At 58.6% G+C, this 17,931-nt stretch carries 18 protein-coding genes; 10 read left to right on the plus strand and 8 right to left on the minus strand.

Annotated elements, in window-relative coordinates:
• Positions 1-209: 209 nt before the first annotated feature.
• From AC07VO_RS11680 to tal, 4 genes are all read left to right on the plus strand, one after another.
• Positions 210-668 carry a hemerythrin domain-containing protein gene (locus tag AC07VO_RS11680; RefSeq protein ID WP_018928134.1) on the plus strand — a complete coding sequence of 153 codons (459 nt, stop codon included), beginning with the start codon at positions 210-212 and terminating at the stop codon, positions 666-668.
• A 314-nt stretch (positions 669-982) separates the two neighbouring features.
• Positions 983-3,463: a hypothetical protein gene (locus AC07VO_RS11685; RefSeq protein WP_495007517.1), complete on the plus strand. Its 2,481-nt coding sequence runs from the start codon at positions 983-985 to the stop codon at positions 3,461-3,463.
• 170 nt (positions 3,464-3,633) lie between these two features.
• Positions 3,634-4,635 (plus strand): tRNA dihydrouridine(20/20a) synthase DusA, encoded by a 1,002-nt coding sequence (gene dusA, locus AC07VO_RS11690; protein WP_192351322.1) that lies wholly within the window; start codon positions 3,634-3,636, stop codon positions 4,633-4,635.
• A gap of 357 nt (positions 4,636-4,992) precedes the next feature.
• The gene (tal, locus tag AC07VO_RS11695; protein ID WP_018928139.1) at positions 4,993-5,919 is read left to right on the plus strand and encodes a transaldolase; all 927 of its coding nucleotides are present in this window, start codon (positions 4,993-4,995) and stop codon (positions 5,917-5,919) included.
• A gap of 141 nt (positions 5,920-6,060) precedes the next feature.
• Here the strand turns inward: tal and rssC are convergent, their stop codons facing one another.
• Together rssC and rssB are read right to left on the minus strand one after the other, a co-directional pair.
• Positions 6,061-6,543, minus strand: coding sequence for an anti-sigma factor antagonist RssC (gene rssC / locus AC07VO_RS11700; RefSeq protein WP_007935262.1), 483 nt, complete (start codon positions 6,541-6,543; stop codon positions 6,061-6,063).
• Positions 6,543-7,724 carry a two-component system response regulator RssB gene (gene rssB / locus AC07VO_RS11705; RefSeq protein WP_018928140.1) on the minus strand — a complete coding sequence of 394 codons (1,182 nt, stop codon included), beginning with the start codon at positions 7,722-7,724 and terminating at the stop codon, positions 6,543-6,545. The genes rssC and rssB overlap by 1 nt, the downstream gene beginning before the upstream one ends.
• A 276-nt stretch (positions 7,725-8,000) precedes the next feature.
• On the opposite strand from rssB, the gene AC07VO_RS11710 reads away from it, so the two are divergent.
• Entirely contained in the window at positions 8,001-8,300 is a 300-nt protein-coding gene (locus AC07VO_RS11710; RefSeq protein ID WP_007935265.1) for a PilZ domain-containing protein, read from the plus strand.
• Between the two features lie 73 nt (positions 8,301-8,373).
• Here the strand turns inward: AC07VO_RS11710 and AC07VO_RS11715 are convergent, their stop codons facing one another.
• Positions 8,374-9,063: an MlaA family lipoprotein gene (locus AC07VO_RS11715; RefSeq protein WP_018928141.1), complete on the minus strand. Its 690-nt coding sequence runs from the start codon at positions 9,061-9,063 to the stop codon at positions 8,374-8,376.
• 200 nt (positions 9,064-9,263) lie between these two features.
• Here AC07VO_RS11715 and pcrP point away from each other — a divergent pair, with 200 nt between their 5' ends.
• Both pcrP and AC07VO_RS11725 read left to right on the plus strand, forming a co-directional pair.
• Positions 9,264-9,884 (plus strand): HAD superfamily inactivated hydrolase PcrP, encoded by a 621-nt coding sequence (pcrP, locus tag AC07VO_RS11720; RefSeq protein WP_192351324.1) that lies wholly within the window; start codon positions 9,264-9,266, stop codon positions 9,882-9,884.
• Between the two features lie 110 nt (positions 9,885-9,994).
• Positions 9,995-10,258 carry a DUF4404 family protein gene (locus AC07VO_RS11725; RefSeq protein WP_018928143.1) on the plus strand — a complete coding sequence of 88 codons (264 nt, stop codon included), beginning with the start codon at positions 9,995-9,997 and terminating at the stop codon, positions 10,256-10,258.
• 85 nt (positions 10,259-10,343) lie between these two features.
• Here AC07VO_RS11725 and queF read toward each other — a convergent pair whose 3' ends face one another.
• Together queF and copI are read right to left on the minus strand one after the other, a co-directional pair.
• Positions 10,344-11,174 carry an NADPH-dependent 7-cyano-7-deazaguanine reductase QueF gene (gene queF / locus AC07VO_RS11730; RefSeq protein WP_495007518.1) on the minus strand — a complete coding sequence of 277 codons (831 nt, stop codon included), beginning with the start codon at positions 11,172-11,174 and terminating at the stop codon, positions 10,344-10,346.
• 61 nt (positions 11,175-11,235) lie between these two features.
• Positions 11,236-11,772 carry a copper-resistant cuproprotein CopI gene (gene copI / locus AC07VO_RS11735; protein WP_064616954.1) on the minus strand — a complete coding sequence of 179 codons (537 nt, stop codon included), beginning with the start codon at positions 11,770-11,772 and terminating at the stop codon, positions 11,236-11,238.
• A 154-nt stretch (positions 11,773-11,926) separates the two neighbouring features.
• Here copI and AC07VO_RS11740 point away from each other — a divergent pair, with 154 nt between their 5' ends.
• Positions 11,927-12,607, plus strand: coding sequence for a heavy metal response regulator transcription factor (locus AC07VO_RS11740; protein ID WP_064616953.1), 681 nt, complete (start codon positions 11,927-11,929; stop codon positions 12,605-12,607).
• On the plus strand, positions 12,607-13,956 hold the full coding sequence (locus tag AC07VO_RS11745; RefSeq protein ID WP_192351326.1) for a heavy metal sensor histidine kinase: 1,350 nt from the start codon (positions 12,607-12,609) through the stop codon (positions 13,954-13,956). Before AC07VO_RS11740 ends, AC07VO_RS11745 begins: the two co-directional genes overlap by 1 nt.
• Positions 13,957-13,991: 35 nt before the next feature.
• Here AC07VO_RS11745 and AC07VO_RS11750 read toward each other — a convergent pair whose 3' ends face one another.
• From AC07VO_RS11750 to AC07VO_RS11760, 3 genes are all read right to left on the minus strand, one after another.
• Positions 13,992-15,236 carry a lipoprotein-releasing ABC transporter permease subunit gene (locus tag AC07VO_RS11750; RefSeq protein WP_018928148.1) on the minus strand — a complete coding sequence of 415 codons (1,245 nt, stop codon included), beginning with the start codon at positions 15,234-15,236 and terminating at the stop codon, positions 13,992-13,994.
• Between the two features lie 65 nt (positions 15,237-15,301).
• Entirely contained in the window at positions 15,302-15,985 is a 684-nt protein-coding gene (gene lolD, locus AC07VO_RS11755; protein WP_018928149.1) for a lipoprotein-releasing ABC transporter ATP-binding protein LolD, read from the minus strand.
• Positions 15,986-15,992: 7 nt separating this feature from the next.
• Positions 15,993-17,243 (minus strand): lipoprotein-releasing ABC transporter permease subunit, encoded by a 1,251-nt coding sequence (locus AC07VO_RS11760; RefSeq protein ID WP_018928150.1) that lies wholly within the window; start codon positions 17,241-17,243, stop codon positions 15,993-15,995.
• Between the two features lie 94 nt (positions 17,244-17,337).
• Between AC07VO_RS11760 and AC07VO_RS11765 the strand changes: the two genes are divergently transcribed.
• Positions 17,338-17,919: a PilZ domain-containing protein gene (locus AC07VO_RS11765; protein ID WP_028939700.1), complete on the plus strand. Its 582-nt coding sequence runs from the start codon at positions 17,338-17,340 to the stop codon at positions 17,917-17,919.
• The last annotated feature ends 12 nt before the right edge of the window (positions 17,920-17,931 follow it).

The following is a 17,931-nucleotide window of genomic DNA, read 5'->3' on the forward strand; positions in this document are numbered from 1 at the left end:
ATCCGGCAGATCAATAGTGCATATAACATACACTTGATATTTCAATTTTTTCCAAGGGCGGCAAATTTACTGCCGCGAGGGCTTTGCGCTCACCTATACTAAAAAGATTAAATAGTGCTAATGAGCACGCTTAATAAGATATTGAAATTATTGAAATTTAAATGTGTAGATACCCTAGCGAACTACTGGTATCGCGATGAGGATTTGACATGAACGTTTTGTTGAAAGAGCTTCTGACCTATCATCACGAAGTGTCTATGAAAATTACTCAGATCAAAGAGTTGCTGAGGAAAATTAGACATGAACCCGATGGAACTGATGACTGCAAGCTGTTGTTCACGATGCTGGAAGCCTTGCATGGTGATGCAGAGCGACACCACCATGAAAATGAAGAACTTATTCGGCTGGCCTTGCTAGCGACTGAGGCGCCGATCCACCAACGGGTCAAGGATATCGAGCGAGATCATCAGGCATTTGGGCGCATTGCTGGACAGTTGAAGATGCTGAAGGATACAACTCACGAAACGAGAGTAATTGCTGACACTATCGATGACTTCATCAAAAAATATTACGATCACATGGACGCCGAGGAGAATATTTTCTTTCCGGCGGCAGATAAGTGGCTGTCAGACGACCAGTGGCAGGAAATCAAGCATCAATGGCATTAATTGGAGCTCGCCTCATACGTTAAAAAATTAGCTACTACTTAGTACTGACCTCACTAAGTAATTACGCGAACACCACGTATTAACTTACAGGGGTGTCCGTATATCGATGGCTCTTTGTTGCAAGTCACTCAACCCCTTCCGTTCCTGTTTTCACTCGCTCTCAACTACCTCCGCTAGACTCACCTGAGCCCCGCAAGCCCAATCCTGATAAACTCCCCACCTCCCAGCCTCGGTCAGGCTGGTCGTTGGTAACTCAGCATCTCTCTTTATACGCAAACACGCTTATTTGAAATCGCCCATTTATTCTCGAGGTAATGGTGACTCACTCTTCGGATCAACGTACTGACGAAAAAAGCCTGCCTCGATTATTGCTCGATCTACTTTGGCAAATCGCCGTACTGTTGATCCCGATTTTCCTCGTGGCGGTACTACCGCTGTTATGGGCACTCGGTGTGGTACTGGGTTGTACTGCCTTAATGTGGCTGACCGCGCGGGCCGGTTGGCAACGAACCGGCCGAGGGGCTGCACGGCTGATGACCTCTGCCGCACTAGGCCTGGGTTTTAATCTGGGCAGGGCTTTGCCGGCGTACTGGGATATTGCGGGGGCAGCGGCTGTGATGTTCTTCGGGCTGGCTTGCGTCAGTCACTTGGAAAGACGTTTTGGCCTGGTCGATAAAACACAGGCCAAGTCGTCACCGCTATCGCCTGGTCAGTCTTCAGGTGGCGCCAGTGCCTGGGGTGGGGACGAACCTCAGCAAACTCCCGAGGGCGAGCCCATCAGGGTGTTCAACTACAGCGAAATCGCCATGGGCGGGCCCGTCCTGTGCGATTACCTGTTTCCAGATGGGGTGCTGCTCCAGGGCCTTGGGTCGTCGGCTCGCTTCTCGAATGACGGACGTTATTTCGCCGCGCCTTTACCCTCGCGCCAAGCCTGGGGGTTGGTGATTCTGGATCGACAGTTGCGTCAGCTTTACCAGTGTTCGTGTGATGAATTTTGGGAACTGGATGCCTTTAACGACGGCATCCTGAGTGGGCGTTACAGTCCTCTGGTCGACAACGGCGCACGGGAGATCAGCCTGGAGCAACTGCTGACGACGGCTGAAAAGGTTAGCCTGGTGCCCGTTATTGACCTTTGGGTTGAGCCTGGTGACTGGCAAAAAAACCTTGCGCTCGACGCGTTCCGGCATACGTCTCCCGATGGTCAGCAAAGTTTGGACGCTTGTCTGGCGCTGCCGGCCAGCCTGCGTGAATTGCCACAGCCTTGCGCCCCGCTGATGAACCCGGAATACCGCGTGAGCATAAACGGTGAGCCCACTTCGTTGCTGATCAGGGCCGATACCTCAATCATCTGGAATCACGATAGTCGCTCGTTCGCTTGCCATGCACGGATGGATGATGAGCAACCGCAAGCCCTCGAATACTGGCTCTGGCACGTAGACCGCGGCTGGCAAGCATTGCCTTGTCCGTGGCTATCCGCCGACAGCGAACCTTCCGTGGGTTGGAGCGACCCCCTGGAGCTGGATGACCACTACCTGCGGCTATCGTCCTACTTCGACTACCCGCAGCCTGATCGCGGTCGCTATGGTTATGGCTTGTACAGCATACACAGCGACTGTGAGTCTCAGGTGGGCCATGATCCGAACGGCCGGGTGCAGGTTGCGCAGCGGCACCTGACTCGCGTGCGGTTGGCCGTGCCTCTGGTGGGTGATGGACAGCGAGGCGCGACGATGGTCGAGTCGGCACCATTGACTGATGATACGCGGGCTCAATTTAGCTGGCGGCAAGACAACAGCCTGGGGCTCGGGGGTTACACCTGCAGGATTGGGGGCTGGGAGTTACCGGGCGTTTGGCTGCTCGATCATCGAGTTTCAGACACTGGACGTTACATCGCATTAATACCGTTCGCCCTGCCGCCCGCCACAGCAGGTCACGTGGTGGTGGTCGACGCACAGGAACGACAATTGATGAACAGCCCTCCTCTGTTGGTCGCACGATTGTTGGACTTTCGTGGGCCGAGACTGAGCCTGGCAGTGATTCGAGGTCGCCTGGATCAGGATCGGCAAAGCAGTCCATTGCAGCGCTTTGATCAATCGCCACCCGAGGCGGACGATGCCGCTGCATTTTGCCAGTATCGACAGGACTCCCGGCTTTACTACGAGTGGTGTGAGCTCAATGTCAGCCAACAAGGTCTGAGCGCCCTCCCCGATTGGCGCCTGGTTCAACAGCCACAGTCTGCAATCGCCGATGGAAACTTTGTCCAGCCAGCACCGATGGATAAAGATGCCGCGTGGCTGTTCGGTTGTGAAACCGAATACGCCGATAGTTGGCTACGCGTCCAGAGCCCACGCCTGGGCGGGCATTTGCTGACGGCGTCCGGTTGCGCCATCAGCCATCTCGCGCCCTCGATGATCTGGTCCGAGGATGCACGTTATCTCGCGCTGACTCGAGTCCATACCAACGTCGACGATGACCACGGAGGTCGCTTGGCATGGCAGATCTTGCTGCTGGATGTCCAGGAGCGAACCTTGAGGCATTCACCTCAGTGGCTCCACAATCGACCACAGTTTGAAGGTTTTAATGCCAATGTCTTGAAGGTGCGTCTATTTCTGCGCGACTGGGAAGCCGAGGATGAAAGAGACCGAGGCTCAATCAGCGCAATGAAGTTGAGCGACCTGCTGGCACTCCCCGCCGAGTCCCTGTGCCCGCACGCAGGACTCTGGCTGACGAAGGATCAACTTTGCCACTCCGAAGCGTGGCAAGCATTGGATACATCGGCTTTACGCCATTGGCGCTAGTCACGTTTATCACTGGCGCTGGCATGCCGCGCGGAAAGAGACGAAGCCGACTGCGGTGAGAAGCACGACGTCAGAATCGTGGTCGCCGCAAGTGCCCCCTAGCGCCCTTCCACTCCCTCATTCCTGATAAACTCCCTACCCCGCCTCACGCTTCTTTTATTCAGATACCCATGCCCCATTCAGCCGCACCAACCATCGCCCAACCGCTCTCCCGCCGCTTCTCCGTCGCCCCGATGATGGACTGGACCGACCGCCACTGCCGTTTCTTCCTGCGCCTGCTCTCCAAGCACGCCCTGCTCTACACCGAAATGGTCACCACCGGCGCGCTCCTCAACGGCGATCACGACCGCTTCCTGCGTCACAACGAAGCCGAGCACCCGCTCGCCCTGCAACTCGGTGGCAGTGTTCCGCTGGACCTGGCCGCCTGCGCCCGCATGGCCCATGAGCACGGTTACGACGAGGTAAACCTGAATGTCGGCTGCCCGAGTGATCGGGTGCAGAACAATATGATCGGCGCGTGCCTGATGGGGCATCCGCAGTTGGTGGCCGATTGTGTGAAGGCGATGCGTGATGCGGTGTCGATTCCGGTGACGGTGAAGCATCGGATCGGGATTAATGGGCGGGACAGTTACGAGGAGTTGTGTGATTTCGTCGGCACGGTTCGGGATGCCGGGTGCACAAGTTTTACCGTGCATGCGCGGATTGCGATTCTGGAGGGGTTGTCGCCGAAGGAGAACCGCGACATTCCGCCTCTGCGTTATGACGTGGCGGCGCGGTTGAAGGCGGATTTTCCGGAGCTGGAGATTATTCTCAACGGCGGGATCAAGACGCTGGAGGCCTGTCACGAGCATTTGCAGACGTTCGACGGTGTGATGCTGGGCCGTGAGGCGTATCACAACCCTTATGTGATGGCTGAGGTGGATCAGCAGCTGTTTGGCAGCACGGCGCCGGTGATCACTCGGGCCGAGGCGCTGGCGCAGTTGCGGCCTTATATTGCCGAGCATCTGCTGGCGGGTGGCGCGATGCATCACATCACTCGGCATGTACTGGGGCTGGGTACCGGGTTTCCGGGGGCGCGCAAGTTTCGGCAGTTGTTGTCGGTGGATATTCACAAGGCCAAAGAGCCGTTGGCGTTGCTGGATCAGGCGGCAGAGTTGTTGGAGGGACGTTAATCCCTCGTCACTCGCTTGTAGGTTTCGCGCGCCGGTGTCCGCGCTCTGTCTCGTTAGAAAATGGCCGCTTTGAAATGGCGGCCGTCACTTGTTCGGCCCGAGCGCTCAAAGGTCTAATTCGCAAGCTGGTCAAATCGGTAAGCATTGAGGACATGACCCAGGCCTGCTCAGCACGCTAACCGTCACCTCCATTGAACCTGCCCTCCATTTCAGCATCGTATTTACCGAGACCACGCCCCGCCTTTCAAACATCCGTTTCCAGGATGTTGCCACTGGGGCCTTCGATACGCACATGCACCCTTGAGTGGCTGTCAGCGCTCGGGTAATGTCATTAGACCCATAGGACAGAGCACGCCCATGACTTCCAAGCTGGAACAACTCAAACAAATGACCACCGTGGTTGCCGACACTGGCGACTTCGAAGCAATCGCTCGCGTTAAACCCGTGGACGCCACCACCAACCCTTCCCTGCTGCTCAAAGCGGCGGCCATTCCCGGTTATGCCGAGTTGCTGAACGCTTGCGTCAGCGACTGCAAGGGCGATGTGGGCCTGGCCAGTGACCGTTTTGGTGTGGCGGTAGGACAAGAGATTCTGAAGGTGATTCCTGGCCGTATTTCCACTGAAGTGGATGCGCGCCTGTCGTTCGACACTGACGCCGTATTGAAGCGTGCGCACCGTCTGATCGACTTGTACGAAAAGGCCGGCGTTGGCCGTGACCGTGTGCTGATCAAGATCGCTTCGACCTGGGAAGGCATCCGCGCTGCCGAGAAGCTGGAAAAGGAAGGCATTCAGACCAACCTGACCTTGCTGTTCTCTTTCGCTCAGGCGGCGGCATGTGCTGACGCTGGAGTTTTCCTGATTTCGCCGTTCGTGGGCCGTATCTACGACTGGTACAAGAAGGCCACCGGCAACGACTACACCGGCGCGGATGATCCGGGCGTGCAGTCGGTGACGCGCATCTACAACTACTACAAGGCCAATGACTACAAAACCGTAGTGATGGGTGCCAGCTTCCGTAATCTGAATCAGATCGAACAGTTGGCCGGTTGTGATCGGTTGACCATCAGCCCTGATCTGCTGGAGAAACTGGCGGCGGATACCGGCAAGCTGGAGCGCAAATTGGTGCCGGGGCATACGGGTGAAGCGCGTCTGAGCTTGAATGAAGCGCAGTTCCGTTGGTTGTCCAACGAGGATGCGATGGCGACCGAAAAACTGGCTGAGGGCATTCGTCAGTTTGCTCGGGACCAGGAGAAGCTTGAGGCGTTGTTGCAGGCCAAGCTGTGATTTGAGTTAGCTGGATGCAAAAAGGGCGAACCATGAGTTCGCCCTTTTTTTGCGTTGAATTCGGGTAATGGGCTTAGCACTGGAAGATGTGGTGATTGTTAGGGCGCCTTCGCGGGCAAGCCCGCTCCCACAGGGAATTAATCAGTGACGCTCCAGCGCGTTCACCAGGTCATGAAACGCCTCACGGTTGGAGTCGTTCAGGCCCATGAGGATTTTGTGTGCTTCGAGGACTTTGATCCGCACCACTTCTTCGGACTGGTCCTGGTCTGGCAGGTCGGTCAGGCATTCAGGGCATGGGATCGGGCGGTCAACGATGTTGAACACTTGCTCGAAGCCCATGGACTGCAGCAGACGGGTGATGTCTTCGTGGGTGGTGACGACAGTCGGCAACAGGCCGACTTTTTGCCGCGACAGGATCGACAGCTTGGCCAGCAGGCCCAGGGTGGTGCTGTCGATGCTACGGGTTTCAGTCAGGTCGATCACGATGGCGTTGAAGTTCAACGCAGTGAAGATCCGCTCAATAGTCGCATCCAACGCCGAACACAAGGTCAGGCGAACTTCACCGACGAACTTCAGGACGAAGGTGCCGTCCTGCTCGGCGAACTGGATTCTACCGGTACTCATTAAAGATTCCTGCTCAACACCAACAGGGCGATATCATCCGGCATCTCCCCTAGCGTGGCCAATCCAAAAACCTGGCGCAGACCATCCAGGCTGCCGCCCGCCGCTTTGACCCGTTGAGGCAAAGCAGCTTCTTTATCTTTGAGTGTGGGTTCTGGCAAAAGGTCCAGAATGCCATCAGACATCAGCGTCAGGCTGAATACCGGCGGCAGCTCCAGTACGTGGTCTTCGTAGGTGGCTTCATTGAAGAGGCCCACCGGCAGACCACGCCCTTCCAGGTAACGAACACTGTCTGGCGTGTACAACACGGGCAACGGCAGATGACCGCCGATGCTATAGGTCAACAAACCTGTCTCCTCGTCGATGACTCCACCGACCATTGTGACGTGTTTACCCAGCTTACAACTGATCAGGCCCCGGTTGATATGACCAAGGACTTCTGAAGGCTTGAATTCCGGCAATGTGCCGTTGCGCTTGGATTCGAACAGCAAGCGCGTGGTCATGAACTTCAGCAGCACGGTGACGAAGGCTGAAGAGGCGCCATGACCGGAAACGTCCGCCAGGTAGAACGCTACCCGACGCTCGTCGACCCGAAAGTAGTCGACGAAATCGCCCGACAGGTACAGCGACGGGATGATCTGGTGCGCAAACTGGAACTCGTTGATGGTCCAGGGGCTCACCGGCAGCATGTTCATCTGCACCTGGCGACCGGCGTTCTGGTCTTCCTGGAGCAAGTTCAGGCTGGCTTCGAGCTCGCGGTTGGCCTTTTCCAGCTTCTCGCGGTAGCGCTGGTTTTCCAGCAGCAGACGCGCACGATCCAGGGCACGGCGCACGGAGTGCTCGAGTACGGCGAGATCTTCGAGAGGCTTGATCAGGTAGTCCGCTGCGCCCAGGCGCAGGGCCTCGACGGCGTCGTTCATCACACCGGCGCCCGAAACCACGATTACCGGGGTTTGCGGCGACAGTTCGGTGACCTGGCGAATGAGTTCGAGTCCGCCCATCTGCGGCATGCGCAGATCGCAGATGACCAAGTCGGGCTTGTCTTGCTCGAATACCTGAAGACCCTGCTGGCCATTGCTGGCCTGCAGGACACTGAAACCACTGTCTTCCAAGTAGGCCGCGAGGCTCGCACGCACTACTTCGTCATCATCGATTATCAGCAGCGTGGCACTGGTTTTTGGCATGTGGGCAAACGGCGCCAGAATTAGGTTGGCGTAGCAGGCTGGGCATTTGGCCCTGCACACACTACTGGATTCGCTTTCTAGCCTCTCTGCTGCACCGTTTTCGAGCGTTTGCCCTACTCACTGTTCCACCAGAGGTGCCCTTCTAAGGCGCAGACGGTACTCCCATCCGCGAGGCGTTTCAAGCTCACGCCGATGGTCGCTTGACGTCTTTACTTGTCAAATCACCGAGAGTTATAAGAACAGGCAAAACCGTAACCCAAAGGAAGGATCGAGCCCATGAGCCAAACCGATCGGGACTACAGCGAAAAGCGCGATTTCATCCGCATGCGGGTTGATGCCGATGTGTCGCTGATTCATGAAGGCGATGAGGTGCAAGCCGTCTGCATCGACCTTTCCAGCAGTGGCATGCAGCTGGAGGCGCCCCGCTCATTCAAGGTCGGTGACCGGCTCAGCGTGCGGATCGATTCCGATCACGCAGCCCTCAAAGGCCTTGAAGCCGACACCGAGGTGGTGTGGGTGAAAGCACAGGACGGTGGCGGCCAGAAACTCGGGCTTACAATCCTGAAGATGAAATAGCCCTGACTTAACCCCGCAAGCCAAACGAAAGAAGGCGGCCAATTGGCCGCCCTCTTCGTTTTACCGGTCGAGATTAAAAATCGTCTTCGACCTTACCGTCCTTGACCTTGAATTCGCGGTTTTGCAGGTATGCATTGCGTATAAAGGTGTATTTGTCGCCAGTGATCAGTTTCTCGGCCGACAACAGGCTGGCGCGAGTGTCGACGATGTTCAGGCCGTAAATCGAGTTACGTACCGGTATATCGTTGATGTAAGGGTACGGACCGGTATAGCCATCGACATACTTGGAAGGCGTATCACGCAAGGTGCTTGGACCCAGCAGCGGCAGCATCACGTACGGGCCGCTGCCCACGCCCCAGTAACCGAGGGTCTGGCCGAAGTCTTCGTCGTTGCGGTGCAGGCCCATCTTGGTGCCCACGTCGAAGAAGCCCAGCAGGCCGAAGGTGGTGTTGAAGATCAAACGCGCGGTGTCGACGCCAGCCGCAGCGGGCTTGGCCTGCAACACGTCGTTGGCGAGGTTGGTCACATCGCCGACGTTGCGGAACATGTTGTGGATGCCGTCTTCCAGGAACTGCGGTGTGACGAACTGGTAGCCCTGAGCCAACGGCTTCAGTGCGTAGGTGTCGACAAAGTCGTTGAATTTGTAGATCGGGCGGTTGATGCTTTCCCAAGGGTCTTCTTCCGTGGCGGCCTGAGTCGCAAACGGAACCAGCAATACACTGGCACACATACAAAGCTGAGCGAGTCGATTGCTCCAGCGCATAGAAAAACTCCTTGGATTGTACTGACGCGGGCGCTTGGCCCAGCCGCAAAGACCGCTAGTATATGACGGAAAACCCGGTTTAGGCAGCATCGTGCACGATGGTCTACGAACGACGCCTCCTGACGGCGAGCGATTCACATCCGTGTCACTCGATTGTCATCGTCCATGAATAGCCTTGTCGCTATTTCAGGGACGTTTCCATGCCGCACGCCGAAGTCTTGCCCCTTGCCGCACCGAATCTGACCGCCGTGCTGTTCGGTCTCAGTGGTTGCCTGGTGGATTTCGGCGCGCGCACGCGTCAGCACGGCACCGTTTCTGCCGAGCATGCCGAGGTCACGCCCGGCGCCCTGGAGAGCCTGTCCAGCTTGCAGCGACAACGGATTCCCTGCGTCTGGCTTGATGAACTACCCCCTGCCCTCAGCCATTCTCTGGCCGTCGCACTTCCGGCCTGGATCAAATCTTTGCAACACTCGGAAACAATCAATCCATGGCCGGCCCCGAATGCCTGCTGGCAAGCCTTGATGGCGTTGAATGTCGAGCGCCTGGACGGTTGCGTGCTGGTCAGCGGCGAGCCGCGACTGCTGCAATCGGGCCTGAACGCCGGGCTGTGGACCATCGGCCTGGCGTCGTGCGGCTCGCTATGCGGGCTCGCGCCGAACGAATGGCAAGCCTTGAGCCAGAAGGAACGGGAACACTTGCGCGGCAAGGCGACGGTGCAGTTGTTCGGCCTGGGCGTGCATTCGGTGATCGATCATCTGGGCGAGCTCGATACCTGCCTGGCCGATATCAGCCTGCGTCGGCTCAAAGGCGAAAAGCCCTGACTGAGATCATGCAGGTTGCGCGCGAGTGGATTAATCTAAAGGTCAGCCATAGACCTTTTGGCGCGCCGCTGCGGTCTATGCCAGTGCCTATTGATAAAAGGAAGAACGCCATGCCCGCCCGCGAACTGCAAGATCAGCTCAATAAACTGCGCGAGCAATTGGAACAGAATCCGCCACTGACCGAAGCCGAGCGCGAAGACCTGCACGCGCTGATGCAACAGATCCAACTGGAGCTTGAGCTGGAAACCAAAACCCAGGACACCAACCTCGCCGACAATGTGAATCTGGCCGTCGAGCGCTTCGAACTCGAACATCCCACATTGGCCGGCACCTTGCGCAACATTGTGCAAGCCTTGGGCAATATGGGGATCTGAACCTGCCAGATGCAAAAAAGCCCCGCTATCGATAGCGGGGCTTTTTCATATCCGGGATGTGCAAATGCAATCCCACACTGGCTCTTTATTGTCGGACCAAGCGATGGTTCGGCAGTTGCACCTCTTCGGTGCTGCGATACGGGTTGATGTCCAATCCACCACGACGCACATACCGCGCGTACACCGTCAATTTCTCCGGCTTCAGCAACCGCTGCAGGTCGAGGAAAATCCGCTCTACGCACTGTTCATGGAAGTCCGAGTGCTGGCGGAAGCTCACGATGTATTCCAGCAAACTCGCGTGATCCAGCGCCGCGCCACGATACTCCACCACCACGCTGCCCCAGTCCGGCTGACTGGTGACCGGGCAGTTGGATTTGAGCAAATGGCTGTGCACGCACTCTTCAACGATGCGCGACTCATTGCAACGCAGCAGTTCCGGACGCGGATGCTCATAGTTGCTGACACTGATGTCCAGGTCATCGATGCACACGCCCGGCAACGCCACGACGCCTTCCGCCTCTACCTCTTTCAGGCTGCGAACCCGCACGCCCACCGGTTTGCCGGCAGCGGCCGAGAGGTCTTTCACCAGCGTCGCTTCAAGGCTGGCGGTGTCGGCAAATGGCGTCTGGTTCAACGAGTTGAGGTACAGCTTGAACGACTTCGACTCGATAATGTTCGGCGAATCCACCGGGATGCTGAATTCGCCGATCGCCACCACAGGCTTGCCGGACGGCAATAGCCACGACAGCTCGAAGCAGTTCCAGAAGTCCACGCCCTTGTACGGCAGGGTTTGCGCGGTCAGGCCCAGCTCGGCCCATTTCGCTGTGCGCGGGATCGGGAACAGCAAGGACGGCGTGTAGGTGGCGATGTATTCGCTGGATTTGCCCAGCGGCGAATGTTCGGCTGCGGGATGCATGACGGAAACCTGACTGAAGAATCAGCGGATTCTACCAGCCTTTGCTCCCGCCTTTGAGTGCTTACTGACTGACTGTCAGTTTGCCGACCATGCCGGCCTGGTAATGGCCGGGGATGTTGCAGGCGAATTCCAGGTTAGTGGCCTTGGTGAAGGTCCAGGTCAGCTCGGCGGTTTTACCCGGCTCCACCAACACACTGTTGGGGTCGTCATGCTTCATGCCGTGATCCATGGCGCCATGATCCATTCCGGCCATGGAACCGTGGTCCATGGCCTTCATACCTGTAGGCATCAGCATGCCGCTTTGCTGCATCTGGAGCATTTCCTGCTGATGCCTGGCATGCATCTGTGCATCGCCGAGGTTGAATTCGTGCAGCAACTGGCCTTTATTCACCAGTACAAGACGCACGGTTTCCCCGGCCTTGATATCGATGGTCTTGGGACTGAAGGTCATATCGCCCATTACCACTTCGACGCTGCGGGTGGCCTGGGCGGCCGAGGCCGGTTGACCGAAATCGTAGGTCTGCGCCGGTGAGGCTTCCAGCCCTAAACTCAGAGTCAGCAAACAAGCGGCCAGTGCCAGACGCTTTTGCAAAAACATAGTCGCACTCCAACAAGATGAGGTTCAGCTTGTGGGAAACTCTACCCCGTCGGCTCTGCCAGCTACCTGACAGGCAGATTACAACTTTGTCAGGTTGGCCTGCTTCCTCGCCGCCCACGGTATAACGCACCTGTTCAAACTGCCCGAGTCGCCCATGAAACTGCTGATCGTCGAAGACCAACCGAAAACCGGCCATTACTTACGCCAGGGCCTGACCGAGGCTGGCTTCAACACCGAACTGGTGGCCGATGGCACCACCGGCCAGCAACTGGCCTTGAGCGGCGATTACGCCTTGTTGATTCTCGATGTGATGCTGCCTGGACGCGATGGCTGGCAGATTCTGCAAGCGGTGCGCAGTGCAGGCCTGGACACGCCGGTACTGTTTCTGACCGCACGAGACGCGGTGGAGGACCGAGTCCATGGCCTGGAACTGGGCGCCGACGATTACCTGGTCAAACCTTTCGCCTTCTCCGAACTGCTGGCCCGGGTTCGCAGCCTGCTGCGTCGCGGCAGCGCCACGCCCCAGGAAACCAGCTTGCAACTGGCCGATTTGCGCCTGGACCTGATCCGTCGCCGGGTCGAGCGTAACGGTCAGCGCATCGACCTGACCGCCAAGGAATTCGCCCTGCTGGAAATGCTCCTGCGGCGCCAGGGCGAAGTTCTGCCCAAGTCGCTGATCGCGTCCCAGGTGTGGGACATGAATTTCGACAGCGACACCAACGTCATCGAAGTGGCGATCCGCCGGTTGCGCCTGAAGATCGACGACGATTTCCCGAACAAGTTGATTCACACCGTGCGCGGCATGGGTTACGTCCTTGAAGAGCGCCCCGCCTGATGCGCCGGCTTTCATTAAGCAACCGCCTGGCACTGCTGTTTGCCGCCTGCACTGCGGTGGTGTCGTTGTTCGCCGGGGTATTGTTCAGCCGCGCCAGCGAGGCGCACTTTGTCGAGTTGGACCAGCAGTTGCTGGATGACAAATTGATTGGTTTACGCCGGGCGCTGGATGACATTCAGGCCGGCGACGCCGAAGCCAGGCTGGCCGATGAATTGAGCCGACAGGCCGATCTTTCGCTGCGCATCATTAGCAGTGACGGCCAACGCATGTACGACAGCTCGCCCAGCGTGCCCAAAGATTTACCGCGCAAACCTGGCCTGTCGACGGTGAGCGACGATGGCACCGATTACCGCGTCCTGAATGCGCCGCTGTTCCTCGACAAACCCGACTCACCGCAACTGACCTTACTGCTGGACATCACCCATCACCAGCATTTTCTGCAGCGCATGCAGCACCTGATCTGGCTGACGGTCGGCCTCTCGGCCCTGGCCACCGCCCTGCTCGGTGCCTGGGCGGCGCGCAGTGGTTTGCGTCCGTTGCTGCGCATGAGTGCGGTCGCCAGCGGCGTATCGGCGCAATCGCTCAACGCCCGCCTGCCGGAAGCAGACATGCCGCCCGAACTTGCGGAAATGGCCCACAGCTTCAACGCCATGCTCGGACGCCTCGATGACTCTTTTCAGCGGCTCTCGGCCTTCTCCGCCGACATCGCCCATGAACTGCGCACACCGCTGTCGAACCTGCTGACCCACACCCAAGTCACCCTCACCCGCCCTCGCCCCCTTGAGGATTACCGCGAGGCGCTGCACAGCAACCTCGAAGAACTGCAATGGATGGCGCAACTGGTCAACGACATGTTGTACCTGGCCAAGGCTGACCATGGTTTGCTGATGCCCAAGCGTGAACCGCTGGACCTGGCGGAAGAAGCGGATGTGCTGCTGGAGTTTTTTGCGCCGCTGGCTGAGGACGCCCGGGTGAAGTTGAGTCGTGACGGCCACGCGAGCATGCAGGGCGATCGCAGCATGTTGCGCCGGGCACTGTCCAATTTGCTGGACAATGCGTTGCGGTTTACCCCGGCTGGTGGTGAGGTGCGGGTAAAGATCGTCGAGCAACCGGCAGGCTTGAGCCTGACCGTTGAAAACAGTGGTGAAGGGATTTCCGAGGACCTGGTGCCGCGTTTGTTTGACCGCTTCTACCGGGCAGACCCCGCGCGCCGTGAAGGCAGCAGTGAGCATGCGGGATTGGGATTGGCGATCACCCAGTCGATCATCCGCGCCCATGGCGGGCAGATTCGTTGCGAATCGGCTCAGGGGTGGACGCGGTTCATAATTGAGTTGCCAAGAAAGGACTGAGGCCAGCAGGACTGGCCCCCTCGCGGTCTAACGGACTACGAATACCGCAACGCGGTAGCCGGCTCGACTTTCGCCGCCCGCCACGCCGGATAAACCGTCGCCAGAAAGCTCATGATGAAACCGGCGGAGCAGATCAACAACACATCCGCGCCCTGCAATTCGGACGGCAAGTTGCTGACGAAGTACACATCGGAACTGAAGATGTGCTGCCCGCTGACCCGCTCCATCCAGCCCACCAGTTCACTGACGTTCAACGCCGCGATCACGCCCAGCACGCCACCGATCAAGGTGCCGACAATCCCGATCACCGTGCCCTGCACCATGAAGATCGCCATGATCTGCCGAGGTGTGGCGCCGATGGTTCGCAGGATGGCGATGTCCGCGCCCTTGTCGTTGACCACCATGATCAGCGTGGCGATGATGTTGAACGCCGCCACGGCGACGATCATCAGCAACAACAGGCCGATCATGGTTTTTTCCATCTTCATCGCGCTGAACAGACTGCCCTGGGTGTGAGTCCAGTCGTCAGCCTTGTAGGCGGCGCCCAGGCCGGTCGCGATGTCGCTCGATACTTGCGGCGCGGCGTACAGATCCTTCACCGCCAGGCGCACGCTCTGTACCTGATTCGGTTGCCAGTGCTGCATCTGCGCGGCATCGGCCATGTGGATCAGCGCCATCGAACCGTCCAGTTCGGCACCGACCTTGAATACGCCCACCACGTTCAGCCGCTGCATGCGCGGGGTGATGCCACCCGGTGCATTGCTGACTTCCGGCACGATCAGGGTGATCTTGTCGCCGACGTTCAAGCGAAAGCGCCGCGCGGTGATCTCGCCGATCACCACGCCGAACTCGCCCGGCTTCAAGGCGTCGAGACGCCCCTGAACAATGTGCTTGGCAACGATCGAGACCTTGCTTTCCAGCGCCGGATCGACCCCGCTGACCTGGATCGGCTGCATGGTGCCCTTGTAGGACAGCATGCCTTCCATCTCGGTGAATGGCACGGCGGCGGTGACTTCAGGATTCTTCATCGCCGCGGCGGCCACCGGCTGCCAATCGTCGATAGGGTTCACGCCGACGATGGTCGCGTGGGGCACCATGCCGAGGATGCGCGAGCTCATTTCGCGCTGGAAGCCGTTCATCACCGACAGCACCACGATCATCGCCAGCACGCCCAGGGCGAGGCCGATCATCGAGGTCATCGAGATGAAGGAAACAAAGCGATTGCGGCGCTTGGCGCGGGTATAGCGCGTGCCGATAAAGATCGATAACGGTCTGAACATTCGCTGGGGCACCGTATAAAAATAAAAGACCCGACGCACTGTTCAGTGTGCCGGGTTTCAGCCAATCAGATGGGGGTCAGGCAACCTTCCTGCAAATGCAGGACGCGATCCATCTGGCGAGCCAGGTTCATGTCGTGGGTCACCACCAGGAACGCCGTGCGCATCGAGGTGCTGAGTTCCAGCATCAAATCCTGAATGCCCTGGGCGGTGTGGGAGTCGAGGTTGCCGGTCGGCTCGTCGAGCATCACCAGGCCTGGCTTGTTCACCAGGGCGCGGGCAATGGCCACACGCTGGCGTTCGCCACCGGACAATTCCGCCGGTTTGTGCTCCAGGCGATGGCCCAGCCCTACCCGCTCCAGCAACGCCGTCGCACGCTGACGCGCTTCCGGGATCGCGGTCTTGCCGATCAGCAGCGGCATGCAGACGTTTTCCAGCGCGGTGAACTCAGGCAGCAAGTGGTGGAACTGGTAAACGAAACCCAGCGACCGGTTGCGCAACAGGCCACGGGCCTTTTCGTTCAGGGCGGAGAGTTCTTCACCGGCCAGCCAGACGCTGCCCTTGGTCGGCGTATCGAGGCCGCCCAGCAGGTTGAGCAAGGTACTTTTGCCCGAACCCGACGTACCGACGATCGCCACGCGCTCACCCGGATGCAGTTCCAGTTGCAGACCGGCCAGAACCTCTACCGATTCCGGGCCTTCCACGTAGGATTTGCCCAGATTGCGGCAGCTCAAGATTGCTTTATCACTCATGCCCGACTCACTCATAACGTAGCGCCTCCGCAGGCTGGGTGCGCGCGGCACGCCAGGCTGGATACAGGGTGGCGAGGAAACTCAGGACCAACGCGGCGGCGCAGACCATCAACACGTCCTGGCTCTGCACTTGCGACGGCAGGTAATCGATGAAATACACGTCGGCGTTCAAGAACTTGTGGCCGATCAGCCCTTCCAGGGCCGCGATCGCGGCGCTGACGTTCAGCGCGGCGAAGATCCCGACCACGGCGCCGATCAGCGTACCGACCACACCAATGACCGTGCCCTGGACCATGAACGTCGCCATGATCGAGCCCGGTGTGGCGCCCAGGGTACGCAGGATCGCGATGTCGCCCTTCTTGTCGTTCACCACCATCACCAGCGTGGAAATGATGTTGAACGCAGCAACGGCGACGATCAGCAGCAACAGCAGGCCGATCATGGCTTTTTCCATGCGGATCGCCTGATACAGATTGCCGTGGGTACGAGTCCAGTCGCGGGCGTAGTAACGGTCTTCGCCGAGCTGCTGGGCGATGGTCCACGCGGTGCGCGGTGCCTGGAACAGGTCGTCGAACTTCAGTCGCAGGCCCTGGACCTGATCCGGTTGCCAGCGGTGCAACCTGGCCAGATCCTGCAGATTGGTCAGGCCCAGATAGCCGTCCAGCTCACCGGCGCCGACATGGAAGATGCCGACCACGGTAAAGCGTTTCATGCGCGGGAACATCCCGGCCGGGGTCACGGTGACTTCCGGCGCGACAAACGTCAGCTTGTCGCCAACCGCCGCGCCGAGCTTGGCTGCCGCCTTGTCGCCGATGACGATGCCGAAACTGCCCGGCGCCAGGTCGTCGAGTTTGCCCTGCTGCATGAAGTTATCAATGATCGACACCTGCCGTTCCTGCACAGGGTCGATGGCATTGAGCAGCACTTTGGAAACCTTGCCGTTGTTGGTCAACAGGCCCTGCATCTGGACGAAGGGCGCAACCGCCGCCACCTGCGGGTTCTGCTTGACCTTGGCGGCCAGGCTTTGCCAGTCGCTGATTGGCTCGCCGGACTCGATGGTTGCGTGGGGCACCATGCCCAGCACACGGGTGCGCATCTCATGATCGAAGCCGTTCATGACCGATAACACAACGATCATCACGACCACGCCGAGGGCGAGTCCGATCATCGAGGTCAGGGAAATGAATGACACAAAATGATTGCGACGTTTTGCACGGGTATAACGCGTGCCGATAAATACGAAGAGAGGTCTGAACATGTCGGGGCTTGTTCGGAGGGAAAAGGAACGTCCTTGTGGCGGGGGTCGATAACCAGCTTTACACTCAGACCACCGCCGCTACCATGGGTTCGCCATGTCGACATTAGATGAAGAAGATCGCCGCGAATACTACCGTATCGAGGACACGATCGCACTGGAAATTCGGCCCCTGTCTGCTCCCGAAGCAGCAGGCCAGGAAGTGTTGCAGGATGCTTCCCCGCTATTCAACCTGCTCAGCGAACTGCACCTGAGCGAATTCGAGTCGCAACACCTGTTGCGCCAGATCAACGAACGCGACCGAGCCATCGCCGCGTTCCTCAAATCACAGAACAAACGCATCGATCTGCTGAGCCAGGTGGTCGCCCTGACCGTGCTCGGACAGATCGGCGAACCGCAGCCGGTGATCATCTCCGAAGGCGGCATCGACTTTCAGCATCCGACGCCCATTGCCGTCGGCGCGCACCTGTCGGTCAAGCTGGTGCTGATGCCACAAGCCCTCGGCCTGTTGCTGCGGGCCCGCGTCACCCATTGCGACCGCAAGGGCGGCGGCTACGACGTCGGCACCGAATTCGAATACCTGTCCGATGCCCAGCGACAACTGCTGGCCCGCTACATCTTGCAGCGACAGGCACAAGAACGACGCCTGGCGCGCGAACAAAACGAAAACGGCCATTAATTAAGGAAGAAC

The sequence above is a fragment of the Pseudomonas sp. GW821-FHT03E01 genome (assembly GCF_059420765.1).